This window comes from Micromonospora sp. WMMB235 (assembly GCF_001855515.1).
Classification (GTDB): Bacteria; Actinomycetota; Actinomycetes; order Mycobacteriales; family Micromonosporaceae; genus Micromonospora; species Micromonospora aurantiaca.
Map to the genome: position 1 here is coordinate 5,104,707 of NZ_MDRX01000001.1, position 22,432 is coordinate 5,127,138.

Here is a 22,432-nt window from a genome sequence, read left to right on the forward strand (position 1 = left end):
GCCGGATGGTTGACGGGTACCGGTGTGTTGAACCGGTCAGCGGGCCTCCCGCAAGGGCCCGTGCACCGAAGGAGAGATCGTGCATCACAACCGTCTCAAGACCGCAGCGCTGCTCGGCCTGTTGACCTCGCTGATCCTCGCGATCGGCTACTGGTTCGGCGGTAGCGGCGGTCTCGTCATCGCCGTCGTCGTCTCGTTGCTGATGAACGGCGTCACCTACTTCTACTCCGACAAGCTCGCACTGCGCTCGATGAAGGCGCAACCGGTCAGCGAGGCACAGTTCCCCGAGCTGTACCAGATGGTGCGGGAGCTCTCCACGCAGGCCGGCAAGCCGATGCCGCGGCTCTACGTGAGCCCGACGTCGCAGCCCAACGCGTTCGCCACCGGTCGTAACCCGGAGAACGCGGCGGTCTGCGTCACCCAGGGCATCGTGGAGATCCTGGACTACCGGGAGCTGCGTGGCGTGATCGGCCACGAGCTGTCCCACGTCTACAACCGGGACATCCTGATCTCCAGCGTGGCTGCCGGCCTGGCCGGCATCATCACCATGCTGGCCAACCTGGCCTGGTTCATCCCGCTGGGCTCCTCGGACGACGAGGACGCCCCGAACCCGGCCGTGCTGCTGCTCACGCTGATCCTCGGCCCGATCGCCGCCACGGTGATCCAGCTCGCGATCAGCCGGAGCCGGGAGTTCCAGGCCGACCAGTCCGGCGCCGAGCTGAGCCGCGACCCGCTGGCCCTGGCCAGCGCCCTCCGAAAGATCCACATGGGTACGCAGGCGCGCCCGCTGGCGCCCCAGGGCCAGCTCGCCAGCACCGCCCACCTGATGATCGACAACCCGTTCAAGCGGGGCGGCGGCATCGCCGCGATGTTCGCCACCCACCCGCCGATGGAGCAGCGGGTGGCCCGCCTGGAGCAGATGGCCCGCAACTCCGGGCCGGTGCAGTTCCAGCGCTGACCCGCCGTACTCCCCACCGCGCCCGCGTCCCACGACGCGGGCGCGGTGGTGTGTCCGGGCACAATGCGTTTCCCCCGGTCAGGTCACGCCGTTAGGGTCGAAACGTCTCCCGCTCATTACCCTCCTGGAGGTCGACTGTGGCCGCACTGCGCCAGTACCAGGGCGTCTGGCGGATCCCCGGCGCGCCGATGCTGCTGATCCTCGGCATCATCGGCCGGCTCGGGATCGGCATGACCCCGCTGGCGCTGCTGCTCGTCGTCGAGCAGGTCACCGGCCGGTACTCCCTGGCCGCAGTCGCCGGCGGCATCTACGCGCTCTCCGGCGCCGCGCTCAGCCCGGTCGCCGGCCGGATCGCCGACCGGGTCGGACCCACCCCCGTCCTGCTGCTCACCGCGGTCACCCACCCGCTCGCCCTGATCGGGCTGCTCGTCGCCACCCGCTCCGACAGCGGCAACCTCGGGCTGATCTACCTGGCTTCGGGCGTCGCCGGAGCCACGTACCCGCCGCTCACCGCCGCGATCCGGGGCGCCTGGAACGACCTCACCGCCCCCGCCACCGGCCGGGCGCACCTGCGCAACACCGCGCTCGCCGCCGAGACCACCCTCTTCGAGGTCGTGTTCGTGATCGGGCCGCTGCTGGTAGCCGGCTTCGTGCTGCTCGCCGACGCCTCCGCCGCGCTCGTCGGCGCCGCGGTGGTAACCCTGATCGGCACCGGCACCGTCGCGCTCGGACGGGTCATGCGCGGCTGGCGCCCGCACCCCCGCGAGCACCACGCAAGGGGCCTCGGCCCGCTGCGGCTCGGCGGCTTCCCCGCGCTGCTGCTCTGCGTGGCGAGCCTCGGCATCGCGTTCGGCGCCTCCGGCGTCATCGTCCCGGCCTTCGCCGGGAACTCCGGCGCCGACGACCCGGAGAGCCTTGCCGGTGTGCTGCTCGCCGTCTGGGGCATCGGCAGCGCCATCGGCGGTTTCTGGTTCGGCGTACGCAAGCCCGCCGCCAACATGACCCGTCAGTTCGCCTGGCTGCTCGGCACCGTCGCGGCCAGCTTCGCCGTCTTCGCGGTGATGCCCGGCCCGGCCGCGCTCGGCGTCGCGCTGGTGCTCGGCGGCGCGGCCATCGCCCCCGCGCTCACCCTGGAGAACACGCTCGTCGGGCGGATCACCCCGGCCGGCATGCTGAACGAGGCGTACACCTGGGTGGTGACCATGTCGGTGGCGGCGAGCGCCGCCGGCGGCTCGATCGCGGGCCTGATCATCGACCACGCCGGCGGCGTCTCCTGGGCGTTCGTCTTCGCCGGGGTGGCGGTCGCCGTCGGAGCCGCGGTCGCCGCGCTGCCCGGCGGCCCGATCGCCCGGGCCGAGGCCACAGCGGTACGCGCCGAGCAGACGCTCGCCGCCTGACCGCTCACCCGCCGGCGGTCACCACCCGCTCCACCCCGGGCAGCTTCTCCACCGCGGCCCGGATCGGCGCCGGGTCCTCACCCTGCGCGAGCAGCACCGACAGGACGACCCGGCCGTCGCCGTCCGGCCGGGCCGCGACCGTCCTGCCACCGCAGCGCAGCCCGGTGTCCCCGCGCGCCTGCCCGATCCGGTAGTCGACCTCCCCGATCTGCGGCGCGCCGGCGCCCGGCCGGAAGACGACGTCCAGCCGTACCGGAGGGTCGGCCTGACACACGGCCGACGCCGCGGCGGACGGGGTGGCCGCGCCGCCGCCGGCCGGCATCGGCGTCGCCGGTCCGGACAGCGTCGCCATGGTCGCGGCACCGCCGGTGACTGTCACAGCGGCCACCCCCGCCAGAACCGCGGCCCGGCGCCGGCTCCTGGCACGCCCCCGTGCGCGCACCTCGGCCGCCGGGCTGAGCCGCAGCCCGGTCATGTCCTGCTCCAACTCCCGCAGAGCCTCACCAATGCGTGCCGACATCGACTTCCTCCTTGTCGTCGGTCAGTAGAACGGCGAGCGCGGCACGACCCCGGGACAGGTACGACTTGACAGTCCCCTCCGGCATGCCTGTGGTCCGGGCGATCTCCGCCACCGGCAGGTCGTGGAGGTGGTGCAGGACGACGACCAGCCGTTGCGCGTCGGGCAGTCGCCGTAACGCCGCCAGCAACGCCACCCGGTCCGGGTTGGGCCCGGGCGCCGGAGTCTCCCGGCCCAGCCGGGCCCGCGCGGCGAACCAGCGCCGCAGGCCGCGCCACCGGTTGGCCGTCAGGCGCCAGGCCACCGTCCGGACCCAGCCCTCCGGATCCTCGTACGCCCCGACTGTCGACCAGCGCTGCCAGGCCCGCGCGTACGCCTCCTGCGTCACGTCCTGCGCCTCGGCCAGGTCGCCGCAGAGGGCGTAGACGTGGTGCACGACCCGCCGCGCGGTCGCCGTGTAGAAGGCGTCGAAGTCCTCGGGGCCGTCCATGCCCACCTCCCGTGTCCGCTCTCACCACTCGACACCCCGATGCGGCTCCGGCGGTTGCACCCGGATCAGGACGCTCCGGGTCGTACCCGATCCGGCGCCTTCACCCGGGCGGACCGGTCGTGCGGCTCGGGCTGGTCGTGCGGGCCTGTCGTCTGCGGGCCGGGCCGGTCGTGCGGGCCTGTCGTCTGTGGGCCGGGCCGGTCGTGCGGGCCCGCCGGCCCGGTCCGCTCCGTGTTCTGCGCTCCGGGGCGCGCGGTGGACACCGCGGCGACCAGACCCAGCGCGAGGATCGCCACCGCGCACGCCAGGAGCGTGGGACGTGCCCCGAACGCGGCGGTCGCCGGACCGCCGAGCATCGTGCCCAGCGGCACCGCCAGCACGGTGACCGCCCCGTTGGCCGCCAGCACGCGGGGGAGGTCCACGGTGCCAGCGCGGCGCTGGAACAACGCCGTCGCGGTCGGCTGGTAGGGCGCCCAGACCAGGCCGGCGAGCGCGAACGCGGGCAGCGACAGGACGACCGGCGCGCCCAGGCCGAGCGGCATCAGCGCGGCGCCGAACAGCACCACGATGCCGGCGAGCGTGGTCCGCAGCGGCCGTCCGCGCAGGTGACCCGTGAGCAGCCCGCCGAGCAGGGAGCCGACGCCGAACGCGGTGTAGTAGGCCGCGAGCGTCCCGGCGGAGGCGTGCAGGTCGTCGGTGACGTGCACCGGCATGGCGACGTAGAACGGCCCGAAGAGGAAGAAGAACGCGAAGGTCAGCGCCAGCAGTCCGAGCAGCGACCGGTCCCGCCCGATGATCCGGAATCCCGACGTACGCGACGGTCCGGCCGTCGGGTTCTCGTGGCGGTCTCCGCCCTCGTGCTGGTCTCCGTCCTCGTGCTGGTCTCCGGCCTGGTGGCGGACGGCGGGTTCACGGTGGGCGCCTTCACGCCGGACGGCACCTTCACGGCGGGCGGCGCCTTCACGGCGGGCGGCCGAGACGACGAGGCGGTAGCTGACGGCCAGCACGGCGAAGCTGGCGGCGTCGACGGCGATCACCCACACCGCGCCGACCCAGGCGATGAGCAGGCCGGCCAGCGGCGGGCCGACGATCGTCGCGGCCTGGCCGAACACGCCGAGCAGCGCGTTCGCGGCCAGGTGATGCCGCTGCGGCAGAAGTTCCGCCACGAGCGTGAAGCGACCGGCCGACCCCCACGGGTGCAGCAGCGAGGACACCACCAGCAGGGCGACGTACAAACCGATGTCCAGTACCCCGGCGAGGTGGGCGACCGGAATCGCGCCTAGGGCGGCCGCCCGCACCGTCGCGTCCCAGCCGGCGAGCTGAGCCCCGCTCCGTGCACCCAGCCACCGCCCGAGCAACAGCGTGCCGGCGGCGCCCGGCAGCGTGTACGCGGCCACCGCGAATGCGGTCCACGTGCCGCGTTGCCCGGCGGGGGCGAGTTGCAGAGCCAGCCACGTCACCGCGACCAGGGCGAGCCCGTCACCGAGAGCGGATGTCGCGAGACCGGGCAGCAGCCGACGCAGTACCGGTTGACCGAGCACCGGGCGATAGGGGAGGAGCATCGCGGGGGTCATGGCTCCCAGCCGACCTCACGACCGGCCCGTACCCCAAGGAAGTCGCCTGACGGCAGAAGGAACCGCAGCTGTTCGCGGCCGAGATGCAGGCCGCGCGTTCTGGCCACTGCGTGGCAGGTGACCGTGCCGGTCACCTGCCACGCGACTCGATCGTCGTGCCTACCGGTAGTTGGTGAACTGGAGCGCCAGCCCGAAGTCCTCGCCCTTGAGCAGGGCGATGACGGTCTGGAGGTCGTCCTTCTTCTTGCCGGTGACGCGGAGCTGGTCGCCCTGGATCTGCGCCTGCACGCCCTTCGGGCCCTCGTCGCGGATCTTCTTGCTGATCGCCTTGGCCTTGTCCGAGTCGATGCCCTGCACCACCTTGGCGTCGATCTTGAAAATCTTGCCCGACTGCCGGGGCTCGCCGGCGTCGAGCGACTTCAGCGAGATGTTCCGCTTGACCAGCTTCTCCTTGAAGACGTCCAGCGCGGCTCGGACCCGCTCCTCGGTCTCCGCCTGGAGGCTGATCGCCTCCTCGCCCGACCAGGAGATCTCCGCGCCGGTGCCGCGGAAGTCGAACCGCGTCGAGAGCTCCTTCTCCGACTGGCGGACGGCGTTGTCGACCTCCTGCCGGTCGACCTTGCTCACGATGTCGAACGACGGGTTCGCTGCCATGCTCATGCTCCTGCTGTCCGGCGGTCTGTCCTGGTCCGTCCCGCGCTGACCAGCGTGGGACCTCCTGACGGTACCCGGTTGCGGCAGTGCCGGGGGCAACCGCTATCCTTGCTTCCGCTGCCGCGTTGCGACGCGGTGGTGTGCCCTGGCGGGTTGCCCGAGCGGCCAATGGGAGCGGACTGTAAATCCGTCGCGAAAGCTTCAGAGGTTCGAATCCTCTACCCGCCACCAGGTGCAGATGCGGCCCCTGACCAGCAGAGATGCTGATCGGGGGCCGTTCTCGTACGTCTGGGGGAGTCCGGCTGAGTCCAGCCGTCTACGACTCGTTGTGGGCAGATGGTGGGCAGGTCGATCTTGCCGCTGAGGGCTCTTCTGGGGGCTGCGAACGCTGGGTTGGTGGCTGGGCCGACGTGGCAGAGTCCGTGCGTGTGGCGATCGGCTGAGGGGTCCGCGGTGAGGTGTCGCCGGCCCTACGACCTCCGGCACGCGGCGGCCTCGCTCTGGCTGAATGCCGGCGTCCCGCCGACCGAGGTCGCCCGGCGCTTGGGTCACGGCGTCGCCGTCCTGCTCCGCGTCTACGCCAACTGCATCGACGGCGGAGACGACACCATGAACGACAAGATCAGCGATGCGCTCGGATGACCCGTCACACCCGGCGAATCTCATTGCTCCAGGGCTACGCCATCAACACGACATTGCTGTGCGCCGATACCCTCGCCGTCATGAGCCAACACGGGGCCCGATCGCACGATCGCCCGGCCGCCCGACGCTGCCGCCGAGGTTTGGCACTGGCTGCCGCCCTGCTCACCCTCGTCGGCTGCGCTGACTCAACCGAGCAAGGTCGACAGGAGGCTAAGGACATGGCGCTGCGGGACGCCGAGGCTTATACCCGCGACGCCGAGGTCGCCGCGATCAGTCGCACTGAACTCGGCAACGGATCCGTGCGCTACTTGCGCGAGCATCTCGCGAAGTCAAACGGGCAGGTGTTGGACTCCTGGAGCAGCTCAGGCATGGCCGAGCCGGGGCCGGTGGTCGGCTGGGTCGATGTTGCTCTTACCCGCACGTCATCTGACAGCGTGTTTTCCAAGGGCGCCACGGTGACCACCTGCATCCGCTTCGAGGTGTACTGGTCTGACCGCAACGGCGCCCAGTACTCCCACCACGCCAAGGACTGCCCAGCGGACATATCGCCGCCTCCGGCCCAATAGCTAGCAACCGGTGCCCTGCCCGCGGCCACAGTCGTGCGACCGCCGAGCTGTCTCCCGTTGTGCGCACATAGTGGGCAGTTGGTCAACCAAACGTTGCATGGGGAAGAGAAACAGCAGCTCAACGAGGTTGAGGCGTGCAAGATCGTTGACACCCTGTAAATCCGTCGCGAAAGCTACAGAGGTTCGAATCCTCTACCCGCCACCAGGTGCAAGAACGGGGCCATTCTCGTTCAGGCCGCGCGGTACTCGTCAGCCCTGCCGAGATGCGCCGTTAAGCTGAGCCGTGATCGAAGCGGGCAGTCGCATGCGTGGTCAAGCGCCTCCGCCGGCCGTCGTCTTCGAGGCGCTGACCGAGCCCGACCGCGACCCGGCACGCCCGTGGCTTCGGTTGCTCGACGACGAACAGCGACCGCAGATCCTGCGCCGCGAACGCCCGAACCTGGTCGTCTGGTCATCGCTGTGGTCGAAGCGACCCGACGCGCAGGTGCGCTTCGATCTCGCGTCCGACGGGCATCAAGGCACCCTGCTTCGGTGGACGCTGCTGCTCGCCGAGCCTCTTCCCGACCCCTCGCTGCTCGGGCATCTGCGTAGACGACTGAACGAGCTGATCAACGCGAATCTGCGGTACACCTTCGGCCAGTAGCCGCGCGACCGGTCCGCCGGGCCGCGTCCTCCGGCGGACGGGCCGGTAGATCGATACTGGGTCGTGGATCAGGATGAGGTTCGGGTGCTGGCGACCGCCGAGTTCACCAGACGGATGCGCGCCGGCAAGCCCCGAGGCGGGTTCCAGATCGACGACTGGCAGATCTCCGAGCCGTACGAAGCGCAGGTGCGAGGACTCCGCGGAACCGAGCGCCTGCTGGTCGTCGACTTCGTCCCCCGTGGCGAGACCCGAGCCCGGGGGCACTGCAAGCTCAGCGTGGCGGTCGATCCGGACACCGGCGTGACGGACATGCTCAGATGACGTACGCCGAAGGCGCTGGACGCCCCTGGTGAGCCCACTGAGCGGTTCCGGCGTGAATGAGCGAATCATCCTCTGGCGTTCATGACAGGGGCAGGTATGGTGGTCAATGCCCGCGGGTCCGGTGGTGGTCCACCGGGCGGATCGGCCAGGTCGAGCCGGCCGGGCGACCCAGGGTTGGTGGTGTGGGGTTTCGCGTGACTTGATCCCCTTCGTGGGTGAAGGTGGGAATCCGCAATGGACGAAGCGGCTGACGTCCCTTCACCCCCATGACCTGGCTGCGTGTCGTGGGTGGCCGGGCCGAACGGCGGAACCTGACAGCTACTCGGGCTGGGCGGGTCCTCTCCGCTTTTCTGCCCCTCAGGCTTGTGGCACGATCGGGAAACCTTCACCATCCCTGTGGCAATCTCCCGACAGGAGCAATCATGTCTGGTCGAACGCTGGGCCGGCTGCTTGGCTCGCTCCTCGTGCTCGCCGCCATCGCAGGCGCCTTCGGCATCCTCCCCGGCACCAGTAGCGCGCAACTCGCCGACATCGTCTGGACGATGGACGCCCCGCGCTGAATCATCGAGTCGTCCGCCGGCCGGCGGACGACGTCTCGGGTAGGAGGGGCATGGCAAGCCAGGGCCGACCTCGTAGGTCAACGGAACGTGCCTGGCTCGTCACCGCCCCTCTGGCGCTGCTGGCGGTGGTCTTCAGCACCTGCATCGCCCTGGTGGCGGACCACCCGTTCGGCAAGTGGCCGCTCGCCTTCGTGTTCTTCGTCGTCATGGCGGGGATCAGCTTCGCGGTGCTGAACGTCTACGTCCGGCGCCAGTCGGTGGGCGTGACGCTCACCGAGGTGCCACTGATCGTGGCGCTCTACTTCCTGCCGCCCTTGAGTGTCGTACTGATCTACACACTCTCGGTGCTGATCTGGAGTGCCTCGCACCGTTTCGGCGCGGCGAAGCTCTGGTTCAACGTCGCCAAGGCCGCCGCCGCAACCTCGCTGGCCAGCCTCGTACTCCTGGCGCTGCCGCCGCTGCGCGGTGTCGGGCCGGGGACCTGGGGCTCGCTGTTCCTCGCCGTCTGCGTGGTCACGCTGGTCAGCCTCGTGAGCGTGGTCGGCGTGCACGTGCTGCTCCAGGGCTGGCAGGCCGGGCGGGACGCGCTGCGCAGCATGCCGACCGCTCTGCTCACCGCCGCCATCAACGTGGCGATCGGCCTGCTCGTCCTGATCGCCCTGAAGACGACGTGGTGGTCGGCGCTGCTGCTCGCCGCCCTCTTCAGCGGCCTGGTCCTGGTCTACCGCTCCTACTCCCAGTTCTTCCGCCAGCACCGCACGCTGGCCGGGATGTACGAGCTCACCCGCCTTCTCGCCTCCGGCACCGAGCGGTCACTCGCCGACATCCTCCTCGACCGGGTACGCGCGCTGATGCAGGCCGAGTACGCGACGCTCTGGCTGCCCGCCCAGGGCCGGCATCCCGAGGTGCTGCTCACCGCCCGGGTGGACACCCCCGGCCTGCTTGACCTGGCGCCCACCCCGGCGAGCCTGCGCCAGCAGGTACACAAGAAGGGTCGTACCCTCTCGATCGGCCGCTGGCTCGGCGGCGATCCGGCGTTGCGGCAGGCCGCGGGGGAGGAGCGGGTCAAGGACGCCATCGTGGTGCCGCTGCGCTCCGGCCAGGCCGTGATCGGCACGCTGGAGGTGACCAACCGGCTCAGCGACATCGGCCACTTCGCCCCCGGCGACATCCCCGTCTTCGAGACGGTCGCCGCGCACGCCGCTGTGGCGCTGGAGAACTCCCGCCTGGTCGACCGGCTGCGGCACGACGCCGACCACGACGCGCTCACCGGCCTGCCCAACCGGCGGCGCCTCACCTCGTCGGTGGCGGAGGCGGTCAAGATCCGCGCCCCGGGTGAGGTGGTGGCGCTGCTGCTCTTCGACGTCGACCGGCTCCGCCAGGTGAACGAGTCGCTGGGTCACGCCGCCGGCGACAAGGTGCTCATGGAGGTGGCCGAGCGGCTGCGCTCCTGCGCGCCCTCCTCGGCGCTCGTCGGCCGGGCCGGCGGTGACGAGTTCCTGGTGACGCTGCGGTTGGAGAGCACCGAGGCGGCCCTGGAACTGGCGGCCCAGCTGCGGGAGCAGATCCGCGACGAGATGGTCTTCGACGCGCTCACCCTGGACGTGGACACGGTCGTCGGGGTGGCCGTGCACCCGGACCACGGCAGCGACGCGGTGGCGCTGCTGCAACGCGTCGACCTGGCCGCCACCGCGGCCAAGTCGGTACCGGGCAGCGTGCAGCTCTACAGCCCGGCGCTGGAGTCGCGGTCGCTGCGCCGGCTCGGCCTCGCCGGCGACCTGCAACGCGCGCTGGACGAGGGCGAGCTGGAGGTCTACTTCCAGCCCAAGGTCACGCTGCGGGACCGCCGCCTGGTGGGCGTGGAGTGCCTGGCCCGGTGGGAGCACCCGGCGCACGGCAGTGTCGCCCCGGACGACTTCGTGGCGGTGGCCGAGCACACCGGCCAGCTCGGCCGGCTCACCGAGTTCGTGCTCCGGGAGAGCCTGCGGCGCAGCCGCGACTGGAGCCACGGCGAACAGCCGCTGTCCGTCGCGGTCAACCTCGCCGCGCGTACGCTCACCGACCAGCACTTCCCGGCGCTGGTACGCGACCTGCTGGCCGAGTACGGCGTACCGCCGCAGCGGCTGACGCTGGAGGTCACCGAGGCGGGTGTCCTGGACGGCACCGAACGTCCCATACCCACCCTGCGCAGCCTGCGTGACCTCGGTGTCCGCCTCTCGGTGGACGACTTCGGCACGGGTAACTCGTCGCTGGCGCAACTGCGCCGGCTGCCGGTGCACGAGGTGAAGGTGGACCGGTCGTTCGTGCAGGGCATGGCGACCGATCCGGGCGACCTCGCGATCGTCAACGCGGTGGTGACGCTGTCGCAGCAGTTCGGCCTGGCGGTGGTGGCCGAGGGCGTGGAGAGCGAGCTGACGCTGGAGCTGCTCCAGGACATCGGCTGTGAGATCGGCCAGGGATTCCTGTTCAGCCGCCCTCTGCCGTACGAGCGGCTGGAGGCCTGGTTCGGCGCCCAGGTCGACCCGGAGACGGTGGTCGCGGGGGAGCTGCCGCGCCTGCGAGTGGTGCCCTGACCAGGGCGGACACGCACTCGGGGGATCCGATTTCACCTGCGCGACGCGGTCGTGTACTGTTTCCCCTGCGCGACACCCCCCGGGGTGATCGAGCAGGCCCCCTTAGCTCAGTCGGCAGAGCGTCTCCATGGTAAGGAGAAGGTCTACGGTTCGATTCCGTAAGGGGGCTCAGAGGGTCCGGCTGGACCCGCCACGGCGGTGTAGCTCAGATGGCAGAGCAAGCGGCTCATAATCGCTGTGTCGCCGGTTCAAGTCCGGCCACCGCTACTCTCGTCCTCCGGGCCCAGCCCGGTGGCCGGTGGGATGGGCGCCACAGGCGCCCACTTTGCATGTCCGCGTCGTCAGCGCGTACGCTGACACGCCGTAGTTGATATCCGTGAGCGAGGAAGGCACTCCGCCGTGGCGAAGGCGACCGATGTCCGGCCGAAGATCACTTTGGCGTGTGTGGAGTGCAAGGAGCGCAACTACATCACGCGCAAGAACCGCCGTAACGACCCGGACCGCATCGAGCTGAAGAAGTTCTGCCCCCGGGACGGCAAGCACACCGTCCACCGCGAGACCCGCTGACCGCGGCCGGCGCAGCCGGCACCGCAACAGCTTCTCGAACGCCGATCCACCTGACGGGTGGCCTCCGGGCCGCCCGACCGGGCGGATCGGCGTTCGTGTTTTCCGTGTAGGTTCGGCGGCATGTCCCTGGACCCGTCCTTCGTCGGCCGGACGTACCCGCCGACCGCCCCCTACCAGGTGGGCCGAGAAAAGATCCGCGAGTTCGCCACCGCCGTCGGCGCCACCGACCCGGTCCACCACGACCCGGAGGCGGCCCGGGCGCTCGGCCACCCCGACGTGGTGGCGCCGCCGACGTTCCCCGTGGTCGTCACCATGTCGGCCAGCCGGCAGATCGTCGAGGACCCGGCGCTCGGCGTCGACTACAGCCGTGTGGTGCACGGCGACCAGCGGTTCGCGTACACCCGGCCGGTGGTGGCCGGGGACGAGCTGGTGTGCGTGAACACCATCGAGGAGGTCACCACCCGGGGCGGGCACGGCTTCCTGACCACCCGCACGGACGTGAGCACGGTGGACGGTGAGCCGGTGGTCGCCGTGTGGTCCAAGATCGTCGTACGCGGGGAGGCCTGAGGACATGGAGCTGCCCACCCAGACGTACCGGGTGACCCGCGCGGACCTGGTCCGCTACGCGGGCGCCTCGGGCGACTTCAACCCGATCCACTGGAGCGACCGCACCGCCACCGGCGTCGGGCTGCCGGGCGTCATCGCCCACGGCATGTTCACCATGGCGCTGGTCGGCCGGGCGGTGGCCGGCTGGGCCGGCGCGCCGGACGCGGTGGTCGACTTCGGCGTCCGCTTCACCCGCCCGGTGGTCGTCCCGGACACCGACGAGGGCACCGAGATCGAGGTGTCAGCGGTGGTCAAGGAGGTCACCGAAGAGGGCCTGACCAGGCTCGACATCACCGCCACCTGCCAGGGCGAGAAGGTGCTGTCGCAGGCTCGGGCACTGATCCGCACGACGCGCTGAGGGTTCGCCCGACGCGCGAGGGGCAGACCGGTTGGGAAAGTCGCACGACTACCCGTACACTGGTCCGCCGTGGGGCAAGTGACCCCCGCTCGGCACAGCGTGTCCGGGTGGAGGTGAGTTGCCGCACAGGGGTGTAGCTCAATTGGCAGAGCAGCGGTCTCCAAAACCGCAGGCTGCAGGTTCAAGTCCTGTCACCCCTGCGCCTCAGGCCTGACCGTTCCGTGGGTCGCGCCGCCCTCACCGGCGGCGTCCGGCCCGTGGTGGTGGCATCGGTGGGGTGGTTCCGAGGCGTTCGGGCCCTCCCGGCCGGTCCGCCGGCCGCGGCCCGTCGCGGGACGGTTGGTCCGGCCGGCGTGACCAACACGCCGCGCACGCCGCCCGGCGTGCGACCCCATACCCGCACGGAGGGCGAAGTGGCCGAGAGCAAGCGCCGCGGCGAGGACGACGGCGACGAGCGTCTGAACGACGACGCGACCGTCGACGACGTGGCCGACGACGACGCCACCGACGCGGACGAGCCGGTCGCCCGGGGTGGCACCGCGACCCGCAAGCGGGCGCAGGCCGAGCCGGCCGAGGGCCGGAAGACCCGCAAGGACACCGAGCGGATCGGGCTGTTCGCCCGCATCGCGCGGTTCTTCCGCGAGGTCGTGGCAGAGCTGCGTAAGGTCATCTGGCCGACCCGCAAGGAGCTGCTGACCTACACGGCCGTGGTGGTCACCTTCGTCGCGGTGATGCTGGCGATCGTGGCCGGCCTGGACTACGGCTTCGCCAAGGCGGTGCTGTGGGTCTTCGGCGAGTCCAGCTGACCTGCGGACAGCGATACTGACGGAAGTGAGCGAGCGTGCCTGAGTACGACGAGACCGCCGGAACCCCGGACGAGCAGTCCACGGTGGCGACGGCGGCCAACAACGAGTCGGTCGAGGCCGCCAGCGAGCCGGAGTTCCCGACCACCGAGCCGGCCCCGGACGAGGACTTCGACCCGGTCGCCGAGCTGCGCCAGAAGCTGCGTTACGCGCCCGGCGACTGGTACGTGGTGCACTCGTACGCCGGCTACGAGAACAAGGTCAAGACCAACCTCGAGACCCGGATCACCTCCCTCGACATGGAGGACTTCATCTACCAGGTCGAGGTGCCGACCCGGGAAGAGGTCGAGGTCAAGAACGGCAAGCGGTCGCAGGTCCAGGCGAAGGTCTTCCCGGGCTACATCCTGGTCCGGATGGAGCTGACCGCCGAGTCCTACTCCTGCGTCCGGAACACCCCGGGGGTCACCGGCTTCGTCGGCGCGACCGACCGGGCCGACCGGCCGGCGCCGCTGAGCCTCGACGAGGTGCTCAAGTGGCTGGCCCCGGCGGTCGAGACCGAGCAGAAGAAGGCCAAGCCCGAGATCAAGGTCCTCGACTTCGAGGTCGGCGACTCGGTCACCGTCACCGACGGCGCGTTCGCGTCGCTGCCGGCGACGATCAGCGAGATCAACGCCGACCAGCAGAAGCTCAAGGTGCTGGTGTCGATCTTCGGCCGGGAGACGCCGGTCGAGCTGAACTTCAACCAGGTCGCCAAGATCTGACGTACGTCGGCACCGGCGGCCCGCCCCTTCCCGGGGTGGCCGCCGGTGCGCCGTTTCGCCATCCACCGACCTCGGCGCGGGGGGTGGCCGACGGCTGCGCTACCCTAGAACGTCGGCTGTCCGCACCGTGCTGACCGTGCGCGCCCGCGGACCGGCGAGAATCCCAGTTCCAAGCCCCAGGAAGAGACATGCCTCCGAAGAAGAAGCTCGTCAAGACGTTCACGCTTCAGCTGCCGGCGGGCCAGGCCACCCCGGCGCCGCCGGTCGGCCCCGCGCTCGGCCAGCACGGCGTGAACATCATGGAGTTCTGCAAGTCCTACAACGCGCAGACCGAGTCCCAGCGGGGCGACATCGTCCCCGCCGAGATCAGCGTCTACGAGGACCGCACGTTCACCTTCGTGCTGAAGACCCCGCCCGCCGCCCGGCTGCTGATCAAGGCCGCCGGCGTGCAGAAGGGCTCGGGCGTCCCGCACAAGGAGAAGGTCGGCTCGGTCACCCGCGCCCAGCTGCGCGAGATCGCCGAGAAGAAGATGGCGGACCTCAACGCCAACGACATCGACCAGGCCGAGAAGATCATCGCCGGCACCGCCCGGTCGATGGGCCTGACCGTCGCCGACTGATCTCGCTCCACCGCTCCACCCGATCTTTCTGTTCGTGGGAGGGCCGCGTACGCCGCGCGCCCGCCAGAGACCACAGGAGTCACCAGAAATGCAGCGCAGCAAGAGCTACCGCAAGGCCGCCGATGTCATCGACCGGTCGAAGCTCTACACCCCGGTCGAGGCCGTCAAGCTGGCCAAGGAGACCACCAACGTCAAGTTCGACGCCACGGTCGAGGTCGCGATGCGCCTCGGCGTCGACCCCCGCAAGGCGGACCAGATGGTCCGCGGCACGGTCAACCTGCCGCACGGCACCGGTAAGACCGCCCGCGTGATCGTCTTCGCCGCCGGCGCGAAGGCCGAGGAGGCCGTCGCCGCGGGTGCGGACGAGGTGGGCACCGACGAGCTGGTCGCCCGTATCCAGGGCGGTTGGCTGGACTTCGACGCGGCGATCGCCACGCCCGACCAGATGGCCAAGATCGGCCGGATCGCGCGGATCCTGGGCCCGCGCGGTCTGATGCCGAACCCGAAGACCGGCACCGTGACCATGGACGTCACCAAGGCCGTCTCGGACATCAAGGGCGGTAAGATCACCTTCCGGGTGGACAAGCACTCCAACCTGCACCTGATCATCGGCAAGGCCTCCTTCTCGGAGAACCAGCTGGTGGACAACTACGCCGCGGTGCTGGACGAGGTGCTGCGGGCCAAGCCGTCCGCGGCCAAGGGCACCTACCTCAAGAAGGTCACCCTCACCACCACCATGGGTCCGGGCGTCCCGGTCGACCCGAAGGTCGTGAAGAACTTCCAGGAGGGCTCGGCCGAGGGCTGAGCACGCGTACTCCCGAACGGGGCCCCGCCACCACGTCGTGGCGGGGCCCCGTTCGTCTGTCCGGTGTGGCACTCTCGGGCGCATGCGGCTCGACGGCGTCTGGCTCCGCTACCACAGGCACGGCCCGTGGGTGCTGCGGCAGGTCGACGTCGCGATCGGCCCGGGTGAGGCAGCGGTCGTGCTCGGCCGCAACGGCGCCGGCAAGTCCACTCTGCTCCAGCTCGCCGCCGGGGTGCTGCGCCCGAGCCGGGGCCGGGTCGCCGACCGGCCGCCGGTCGTCGGCTGGGTGCCGGAGCGCTTCCCCGCCGACCAGCCGTTCACAGTCGGGGCCTACCTGTCCGCCATGGGCCGCGTCGCCGGCCTGCCCGGTCCCGCCGCCGACCGGGCGGTGCGCCACTGGGTGGAGCGACTGGGCCTGACCCGCTTCCACGACGTGCGCCTGCCGCGGCTGTCCAAGGGCACCGCGCAGAAGGTCGGCCTGGCGCAGGCACTGCTGCGCCCGCCCGGCCTGCTGGTGCTCGACGAGCCCTGGGAGGGGCTGGACGCCACCGCCCGCGAGTCGGTCCCCGAGATCATCGGCGAGGTGCTGGCCGACGGCGGCACGGTGCTGGTCAGCGACCACCGCGGCGAGACGGTCCGGCTCCCCGGGGCCCGGCACCTGTCGGTCACCGACGGCACGGTGACCGAGGAGGCGTCGTCGGGCGGCGCGGCCGTCGCCGTGGTCGAGCTGGCGGTCCCGGCCGCCGGGCTGGCCGCCGCCGTCGCCCGCCTGCGCGCCGACGGCCATCAGATCCTTCGGGTACGCGAACACGCCGTCCCGCCCTCGGCCACGCACCCGGTGCCGGCCTCCGCCGGGCCGTCGGGCACCGGCGGGTCGGGCGGCGCGTCCGCTGCTGGTTCCCCGGACCAGGCCGGTGCCGAGGCCGGGGACTCCGCCCGGCCCGGGCCGGCGCCGGAGGTGGCCCGGTGATCGCGCTGGTCCGGCTGCGGCTGGCCGGCTTCGTGCGTACCGGACGGGCGCTGGCGCCGGTGCTGGCCGGCCTGCTCGTCCTCGGCGTCCTCTACGGCGGTGGCCGGGCCCGGCCGGCGGAGGCCTACGGCGTCTCCGCCGTGGTGCTGTTCCCGGTGCTGGCCTGGCAGACCAAGATCCTGCTGGACGTGGAACCCGACGTGCAGCGCCGGATGGCCCGGGTGGTGGCCGGCCCGGCCCGGGAACGGGCGGCCGGGCTGCTCGCGGCACTGGTGGCCGGGCTCGCCGTGGTGCTCGTCGCGCTGGCGCTGCCGTGGCCGCTCGGCGGGGTCACCGCGACCGTCGGGCCGGGGGAGCGGCCGGTGCTCGTCGGGGTGGCCCTGGGGCTCTGGGCCCACCTGCTCGCCCTGCCCGCTGCGGTGGCGCTCGGCGCGCTGGCGAGCCGGGCCGTGACCCGCAGCGCCGGCTACGGGGTCGCCGTGCTGGTCACGGGCGCGGTCGGGGTCGTGGTGCTCGGGCTCTCCGGCTCGGTCGTGCCGTGGCTGGCCCCGCCGGTCATGGCGACCGCGCGGGCGGTCACCGGGCCGGTCGCGGCCGGGGCCGGTCTGCTGCTCACCGGCTGGGCCCTGGCCTGGACGGCGGTGGCGCTGACCGGCTACGCCTGGGCGCGGCGCACCCGGGCCTGAGCCCTGGTGACCGGGAGCACCTCCGGCGATTTGGTGCTGCGGCGCACGTCGCGTAACCTGGTGCGGTAGTTCCACCCAAAGACCGCTGGTCACCGTGCTCCGGCACGGTCGAAGGTCCCGCGACGACGGGCGACCCGCGCAGGGCGGTAAGCGAAACTCGGTTTCACGCACGGTCCGCCGACTGTGCCCGTGTCCCCGGCCCTCGCCCCGTGCGCCCTGCGCCGGGGCTTTTTCGTTGTCGTGATGCCTCCGCCGCCGTCGTCGAGCCTCGGCTCGCCGCCGGCGTACCAGCTCCGAGCAACGAGAGAGGAGGGACATGGCGGACAAGCCGATCCGGGCCGACAAGGCCACGGCCGTCGCCGAGCTGACCGAGAGCTTCCGCAACGCGGGAGCGACCGTGCTGACCGAGTACCGCGGGCTCACGGTTTCGCAGCTCACCCAGCTGCGGCGCTCGCTCGGCAAGGAGACCAGCTACACGGTCGCGAAGAACACGCTTGCCAAGCGTGCTGCGGCCGATGCGGGCATCTCCGGGCTCGACGAGCTGTTCTCCGGTCCTACCGCGCTGACTTTCGTTTCGGGCGACGTCGTCGAGGCGGCGAAGGGGCTTCGCGACTTCGCGAAGGCCAACCCGAAGCTCGTCATCAAGGGCGGTGTCTTCGAGGGCAAGGCCATTTCCGCGGCCGAGGTCACGAAGCTCGCCGACCTGGAGTCCCGCGAGGTGCTGCTGGCCAAGCTGGCCGGCGCCATGAAGGGCAACCTGAGCAAGGCCGCGGCCCTGTTCCAGGCTCCGCTCTCCAAGGCCGCCCGCGCGGCGGCCGCCCTGGCGGACAAGAAGCGCGAGCAGGAGGGCGCCGAGGCGGCCTGAGGCCCTCCCGGCGCACCACGTTCTTAGTTTTCATTGCGAGAAAGGACGCCAGACATGGCGAAGCTCAGCACCGACGAGCTGCTCGACGCGTTCAAGGAGATGACGCTGATCGAGCTCTCCGAGTTCGTGAAGCAGTTCGAGGAGACCTTCGAGGTCACCGCCGCCGCTCCGGTCGCCGTCGCCGGCCCGGCCGGTCCGGGTGCCCCGGCCGCCGAGGCCGAGCCGGAGAAGGACGAGTTCGACGTCATCCTCGACGCCGACGGTGGCAAGAAGATCCAGGTCATCAAGGTCGTGCGCGAGCTGACCGGCCTGGGCCTCAAGGAGGCCAAGGACCTGGTCGAGGCCGCTCCGAAGGCCGTCCTGGAGAAGGCCAACAAGGAGACCGCCGAGAAGGCCAAGGCCAAGCTCGAGGGCGAGGGCGCCAAGGTCACCCTCAAGTGACCTTGCTCCACCTGACGCGCGTCCGGCTCACGTGAGCCGGGGCACATCGCGTCGCGGCGGGCGGTGATCCGGGAGACCGGGTCACCGCCCGCCGTGTTGGTGCCGCCCGCCGGCGAACGGCGTGAGCAGGGCGTACAGCGTCCTCTCATCGGCCGGTCAGCGACGTCTGTCGGTAGCCCGTCGGTGGGAAAGACACCCCGAGCAGTAACCGGCCCTTGACGCGGCACGGGCCTGCCAGGCACGCTGAACATCAGCAAGACCTTCCGCGCTTGCAACGGCCGCCTCTCGGGTAAGGCAACGGCAGCACCGCCGCCGCGGCTCCCGAGCGGACCGGCAGGAGCGTCGCGTTCCGAGCGGCCCGGTCGACCCGGTTTTCCGAGGTCCCAGGGCTTGTTCCGCGACGACCTGCGGGGTGGGCTGGACAGCGGTTAGCCTCTCGGCTACACTGCTAGTTTGCGCTGCCTTCCGACTTGACCCCTGCTCGGAAATGTCCGATTGTGGATATTTCTGGTGGGGTCATTGGAGTGCACGCGTACCAGCCGTTCTGCAGCACCGGTCCTCGGAAGGACGCATCTTGGCAGCTTCCCGCCCTGCGAAGACCAGTCGTACGTCGAGCGCATTCGCGCCCCGCCGAGTTTCTTTCGGTCGGATCACCGAACACCTCGAGGTCCCCAACCTCCTCGCCATCCAGAACGAGTCCTTCGACTGGCTCGTCGGCAACGAGGCTTGGCAGGGCCGGTCGGCGGACGACCCGCACGCACGCTCGGGTCTCGCGGAGATCCTCGACGAGATCAGTCCCATTGAGGACTTCTCCGGCACCATGTCGCTCTCCTTCTCGGCTCCGCGCTTCGACGAGGTCAAGGCCTCGATCGAGGAGTGCAAGGAGAAGGACCTGACCTACTGCGCGCCGCTGTTCGTGACCGCGGAGTTCACCAACAACACCACTGGCGAGATCAAGAGCCAGACGGTGTTCATGGGTGACTTCCCGATGATGACGCCGAAGGGCACCTTCATCATCAACGGCACCGAGCGCGTCGTGGTCAGCCAGCTCGTCCGCTCGCCGGGCGTGTACTTCGACAAGCAGCCGGACAAGACCTCCGACCGCGACCTCTCCAGCGTCAAGGTCATCCCGAGCCGGGGTGCCTGGCTGGAGTTCGACATCGACAAGCGCGACACGGTCGGCGTTCGCATCGACCGCAAGCGCCGCCAGGCCGTCACCGTCCTGCTCAAGGCCATCGGGTGGTCCGCCGAGCGCATCCGTGAGAAGTTCGGCTGGTCCGAGCTCATGATGACCACGCTCGAAAAGGACCACATCGCCGGCCAGGACGAGGCCCTGCTCGACATCTACCGGAAGCTCCGCCCTGGCGAGCCGCCAACCCGTGAGAACGCCCAGACCCTGCTCGACAACCTCTTCTTCAACCCGAAGCGGTACGACGTCGCCAAGGTCGGGCGCTACAAGTTCAACAAGAAGCTCGAGCTGGACGTGCCGATCACCACCGGCACGCTCACCGAGGACGACATCGTCGCCACCGTGGAATACCTCTGCCGGCTGCACGCCGGTGAGGAGGGCTACGAGGCCGACGACATCGACCACTTCGGCAACCGTCGCCTGCGTACCGTGGGCGAGCTGATCCAGAACCAGGTCCGGGTGGGTCTCTCCCGGATGGAGCGGGTCGTCCGCGAGCGGATGACCACCCAGGACGTCGAGGCGATCACGCCGCAGACCCTGATCAACATCCGCCCGGTGGTGGCGGCGATCAAGGAGTTCTTCGGTACGTCGCAGCTGTCCCAGTTCATGGACCAGACCAACCCGCTGGCGGGCCTGACCCACCGGCGCCGGCTGAGCGCGCTCGGCCCGGGTGGTCTGTCCCGCGAGCGGGCCGGCTTCGAGGTCCGGGACGTGCACCCGTCCCACTACGGCCGGATGTGCCCGATCGAGACGCCGGAAGGCCCGAACATCGGCCTGATCGGCGCCCTGTCCACGTTCGCCCGGGTCAACCCGTTCGGCTTCATCGAGACGCCGTACCGGAAGGTCATCGACGGCCGGGTCACCGACCAGATCGACTACCTGACCGCGGACGAGGAGGACCGGTTCGTCAAGGCGCAGGCAAACGCCCCGCTGAAGTCGGACGGCACCTTCGCCGAGGACCGCGTCCTGGTCCGCCGTAAGGGCGGCGAGACCGAGGACGTCGCGCCGGGCGCCGTGGACTACATGGACGTGTCGCCGCGGCAGATGACCTCGGTCGCCACCGCGATGATCCCGTTCCTGGAGCACGACGACGCCAACCGCGCACTCATGGGTGCGAACATGCAGCGTCAGGCGGTGCCGCTGGTCAAGGCCGAGGCTCCGCTGGTCGGTACGGGCATGGAGTACCGCGCCGCGGTCGACGCCGGTGACGTCGTCGTCGCCGAGGTCGGCGGCGTGGTCGAGGACCTGTGCGCGGACTACATCACCGTCCACCAGGACGACGGCCACCGCCGTACGTACCTGCTGCACAAGTTCCGCCGCTCCAACGCCGGCTCCTGCGTCAACCAGAAGCCGGTCGTCTTCGAGGGCGACCGCGTCGAGGCCGGTCAGGTCATCGCCGACGGTCCGTGCACCGACGAGGGCGAGATGGCGCTCGGACGCAACCTGCTGGTGGCGTTCATGTGCTGGGAGGGCCACAACTACGAGGACGCGATCATCCTGTCGCAGCGCCTCGTGCAGCAGGACGTGCTCACCTCGATCCACATCGAGGAGCACGAGGTCGACGCCCGGGACACCAAGCTCGGCCCGGAGGAGATCACCCGCGACATCCCGAACGTCAGCGAGGAGATGCTCGCCGACCTCGACGAGCGCGGCATCATCCGGATCGGCGCCGAGGTCGTCCCCGGCGACATCCTGGTCGGCAAGGTCACCCCGAAGGGTGAGACCGAGCTGACTCCCGAGGAGCGGCTGCTCCGCGCGATCTTCGGCGAGAAGGCGCGCGAGGTCCGGGACACCTCGCTGAAGGTGCCGCACGGCGAGACCGGCACGGTCATCGGTGTGCGTACCTTCTCCCGCGAGGACGGCGACGAGCTGCCCCCGGGCGTGAACGAGCTGGTCCGGGTCTACGTGGCCCAGAAGCGCAAGATCCAGGACGGTGACAAGCTCGCGGGCCGCCACGGCAACAAGGGCGTCATCTCCAAGATCCTGCCGATCGAGGACATGCCGTTCCTGGAGGACGGCACCCCGGTCGACATCGTGCTGAACCCGCTCGGTGTGCCGTCCCGGATGAACATCGGCCAGGTCCTGGAGACCCACCTCGGGTGGGTTGCCAAGACCGGCTGGAGCGTGGACGGCGACGACGCCGAGTGGAAGCGCCAGCTCCGCTCGATCAACGCGCACGAGTCCGAGCCGGACACCAACGTGGCCACGCCGGTCTTCGACGGTGCCCGCGAGGAGGAGATCTCCGGCCTGCTGGCGTCGACCCTGCCCAACCGGGACGGCAACCAGCTCATCGGGGGCAGCGGCAAGGCGCAGCTGTTCGACGGTCGTTCCGGCGAGCCGCTGCCGGACCCGATCGCGGTCGGCTACGTCTACATCCTGAAGCTCAACCACCTGGTCGACGACAAGATCCACGCCCGGTCGACCGGCCCGTACTCGATGATCACGCAGCAGCCGCTGGGTGGTAAGGCGCAGTTCGGTGGCCAGCGCTTCGGTGAGATGGAGTGCTGGGCCATGCAGGCGTACGGCGCCGCCTACGCCCTGCAGGAGCTGCTGACCATCAAGTCCGACGACGTCCTGGGCCGGGTCAAGGTCTACGAGGCGATCGTCAAGGGCGAGAACATCCCCGAGCCGGGCATCCCGGAGTCGTTCAAGGTGCTGCTCAAGGAGCTGCAGTCGCTGTGCCTCAACGTCGAGGTGCTCTCCAGCGACGGTGTGGCCCTGGAGATGCGCGAGACCGACGACGAGGTGTTCCGGGCGGCGGAGGAGCTGGGCATCGACCTGTCCCGGCGCGAGCCGAGCTCGGTCGAAGAGGTCTGAGGTGGTGATCCGGGGCAGGGTCACCCTGCCCCGGATCCCACTCGTTAGC

24 protein-coding genes and 4 tRNA genes are annotated in these 22,432 nt (G+C 70.6%); 24 read left to right on the forward strand and 4 right to left on the reverse strand.

From position 1 onward, the window contains the following. The first annotated feature begins 79 nt into the window (after positions 1 to 79). Together htpX and BFV98_RS22530 are read left to right on the forward strand one after the other, a co-directional pair. Positions 80 to 958 (forward strand): zinc metalloprotease HtpX, encoded by an 879-nt coding sequence (gene htpX / locus BFV98_RS22525; protein ID WP_030269305.1) that lies wholly within the window; start codon positions 80 to 82, stop codon positions 956 to 958. 137 nt (positions 959 to 1,095) lie between these two features. Further along, the gene (locus BFV98_RS22530; RefSeq protein WP_013288661.1) at positions 1,096 to 2,355 is read left to right on the forward strand and encodes an MFS transporter; all 1,260 of its coding nucleotides are present in this window, start codon (positions 1,096 to 1,098) and stop codon (positions 2,353 to 2,355) included. Positions 2,356 to 2,359: 4 nt separating this feature from the next. On the opposite strand, the gene BFV98_RS22535 is transcribed toward BFV98_RS22530, so the two are convergent. The 4 genes from BFV98_RS22535 to BFV98_RS22550 form a co-directional block, all read right to left on the reverse strand. Then, a complete protein-coding gene (locus BFV98_RS22535; protein WP_047894108.1) occupies positions 2,360 to 2,875 on the reverse strand; it encodes a hypothetical protein in 516 nt (171 codons plus the stop codon). Continuing rightward, complete coding sequence (locus BFV98_RS22540) at positions 2,856 to 3,362, reverse strand: SigE family RNA polymerase sigma factor (protein WP_013473722.1); 507 nt, start codon at positions 3,360 to 3,362, stop codon at positions 2,856 to 2,858. Before BFV98_RS22540 ends, BFV98_RS22535 begins: the two co-directional genes overlap by 20 nt. Before the next feature lie 65 nt (positions 3,363 to 3,427). Continuing rightward, on the reverse strand, positions 3,428 to 4,936 hold the full coding sequence (locus BFV98_RS22545; RefSeq protein WP_071097739.1) for an MFS transporter: 1,509 nt from the start codon (positions 4,934 to 4,936) through the stop codon (positions 3,428 to 3,430). 159 nt (positions 4,937 to 5,095) lie between these two features. After that, positions 5,096 to 5,590, reverse strand: coding sequence for a YajQ family cyclic di-GMP-binding protein (locus BFV98_RS22550; RefSeq protein WP_013288657.1), 495 nt, complete (start codon positions 5,588 to 5,590; stop codon positions 5,096 to 5,098). Positions 5,591 to 5,737: 147 nt separating this feature from the next. Between BFV98_RS22550 and BFV98_RS22555 the strand changes: the two genes are divergently transcribed. The 22 genes from BFV98_RS22555 to BFV98_RS22655 all read left to right on the forward strand — a co-directional run bounded on the left by BFV98_RS22555 (position 5,738) and on the right by BFV98_RS22655 (position 22,383). Then, positions 5,738 to 5,821: transfer RNA gene (locus tag BFV98_RS22555), tRNA-Tyr, on the forward strand. Between the two features lie 222 nt (positions 5,822 to 6,043). Further along, positions 6,044 to 6,232 carry a hypothetical protein gene (locus BFV98_RS31585; protein WP_053065517.1) on the forward strand — a complete coding sequence of 63 codons (189 nt, stop codon included), beginning with the start codon at positions 6,044 to 6,046 and terminating at the stop codon, positions 6,230 to 6,232. Then, on the forward strand, positions 6,229 to 6,798 hold the full coding sequence (locus BFV98_RS22565) for a hypothetical protein (protein ID WP_071097741.1): 570 nt from the start codon (positions 6,229 to 6,231) through the stop codon (positions 6,796 to 6,798). The genes BFV98_RS31585 and BFV98_RS22565 overlap by 4 nt, the downstream gene beginning before the upstream one ends. A 283-nt stretch (positions 6,799 to 7,081) precedes the next feature. Next, complete coding sequence (locus tag BFV98_RS22570; RefSeq protein WP_013288656.1) at positions 7,082 to 7,441, forward strand: hypothetical protein; 360 nt, start codon at positions 7,082 to 7,084, stop codon at positions 7,439 to 7,441. Between the two features lie 84 nt (positions 7,442 to 7,525). After that, a complete protein-coding gene (locus tag BFV98_RS22575) occupies positions 7,526 to 7,762 on the forward strand; it encodes a hypothetical protein (RefSeq protein ID WP_013288655.1) in 237 nt (78 codons plus the stop codon). A 422-nt stretch (positions 7,763 to 8,184) separates the two neighbouring features. Then, complete coding sequence (locus tag BFV98_RS32330; RefSeq protein WP_013288654.1) at positions 8,185 to 8,322, forward strand: hypothetical protein; 138 nt, start codon at positions 8,185 to 8,187, stop codon at positions 8,320 to 8,322. A gap of 50 nt (positions 8,323 to 8,372) precedes the next feature. Next, positions 8,373 to 10,895, forward strand: a complete 2,523-nt coding sequence (locus BFV98_RS22580; RefSeq protein ID WP_013288653.1) for a bifunctional diguanylate cyclase/phosphodiesterase — start codon at positions 8,373 to 8,375, stop codon at positions 10,893 to 10,895. Between the two features lie 96 nt (positions 10,896 to 10,991). Then, positions 10,992 to 11,064 (forward strand) — tRNA-Thr (locus BFV98_RS22585). A gap of 25 nt (positions 11,065 to 11,089) precedes the next feature. After that, a tRNA-Met gene (locus BFV98_RS22590) sits at positions 11,090 to 11,162 on the forward strand. A gap of 132 nt (positions 11,163 to 11,294) precedes the next feature. Next, positions 11,295 to 11,462 carry a 50S ribosomal protein L33 gene (rpmG, locus tag BFV98_RS22595; protein ID WP_013288652.1) on the forward strand — a complete coding sequence of 56 codons (168 nt, stop codon included), beginning with the start codon at positions 11,295 to 11,297 and terminating at the stop codon, positions 11,460 to 11,462. Positions 11,463 to 11,582: 120 nt separating this feature from the next. Further along, positions 11,583 to 12,029: a MaoC family dehydratase N-terminal domain-containing protein gene (locus tag BFV98_RS22600; protein ID WP_013288651.1), complete on the forward strand. Its 447-nt coding sequence runs from the start codon at positions 11,583 to 11,585 to the stop codon at positions 12,027 to 12,029. A gap of 4 nt (positions 12,030 to 12,033) precedes the next feature. Next, a complete protein-coding gene (locus BFV98_RS22605) occupies positions 12,034 to 12,426 on the forward strand; it encodes a MaoC family dehydratase (protein WP_030269317.1) in 393 nt (130 codons plus the stop codon). Positions 12,427 to 12,553: 127 nt separating this feature from the next. Continuing rightward, positions 12,554 to 12,626, forward strand: a tRNA-Trp gene (locus BFV98_RS22610). A 213-nt stretch (positions 12,627 to 12,839) separates the two neighbouring features. After that, positions 12,840 to 13,232, forward strand: a complete 393-nt coding sequence (secE, locus tag BFV98_RS22615; RefSeq protein WP_013288649.1) for a preprotein translocase subunit SecE — start codon at positions 12,840 to 12,842, stop codon at positions 13,230 to 13,232. A gap of 35 nt (positions 13,233 to 13,267) precedes the next feature. After that, a complete protein-coding gene (gene nusG / locus BFV98_RS22620) occupies positions 13,268 to 13,990 on the forward strand; it encodes a transcription termination/antitermination protein NusG (protein WP_013288648.1) in 723 nt (240 codons plus the stop codon). 188 nt (positions 13,991 to 14,178) lie between these two features. Continuing rightward, positions 14,179 to 14,610 carry a 50S ribosomal protein L11 gene (rplK, locus tag BFV98_RS22625; protein WP_013288647.1) on the forward strand — a complete coding sequence of 144 codons (432 nt, stop codon included), beginning with the start codon at positions 14,179 to 14,181 and terminating at the stop codon, positions 14,608 to 14,610. An 88-nt stretch (positions 14,611 to 14,698) separates the two neighbouring features. Next, a complete protein-coding gene (rplA, locus tag BFV98_RS22630) occupies positions 14,699 to 15,415 on the forward strand; it encodes a 50S ribosomal protein L1 (RefSeq protein WP_013288646.1) in 717 nt (238 codons plus the stop codon). Positions 15,416 to 15,497: 82 nt separating this feature from the next. Beyond that, the gene (locus BFV98_RS22635; RefSeq protein WP_071097743.1) at positions 15,498 to 16,385 is read left to right on the forward strand and encodes an ATP-binding cassette domain-containing protein; all 888 of its coding nucleotides are present in this window, start codon (positions 15,498 to 15,500) and stop codon (positions 16,383 to 16,385) included. Beyond that, a complete protein-coding gene (locus tag BFV98_RS22640; RefSeq protein WP_071097744.1) occupies positions 16,382 to 17,071 on the forward strand; it encodes a hypothetical protein in 690 nt (229 codons plus the stop codon). Before BFV98_RS22635 ends, BFV98_RS22640 begins: the two co-directional genes overlap by 4 nt. A 316-nt stretch (positions 17,072 to 17,387) precedes the next feature. Continuing rightward, entirely contained in the window at positions 17,388 to 17,936 is a 549-nt protein-coding gene (gene rplJ, locus BFV98_RS22645; protein WP_013288643.1) for a 50S ribosomal protein L10, read from the forward strand. 54 nt (positions 17,937 to 17,990) lie between these two features. After that, the gene (gene rplL, locus BFV98_RS22650) at positions 17,991 to 18,377 is read left to right on the forward strand and encodes a 50S ribosomal protein L7/L12 (protein WP_013288642.1); all 387 of its coding nucleotides are present in this window, start codon (positions 17,991 to 17,993) and stop codon (positions 18,375 to 18,377) included. Between the two features lie 574 nt (positions 18,378 to 18,951). After that, complete coding sequence (locus BFV98_RS22655) at positions 18,952 to 22,383, forward strand: DNA-directed RNA polymerase subunit beta (RefSeq protein WP_013288641.1); 3,432 nt, start codon at positions 18,952 to 18,954, stop codon at positions 22,381 to 22,383. The last annotated feature ends 49 nt before the right edge of the window (positions 22,384 to 22,432 follow it).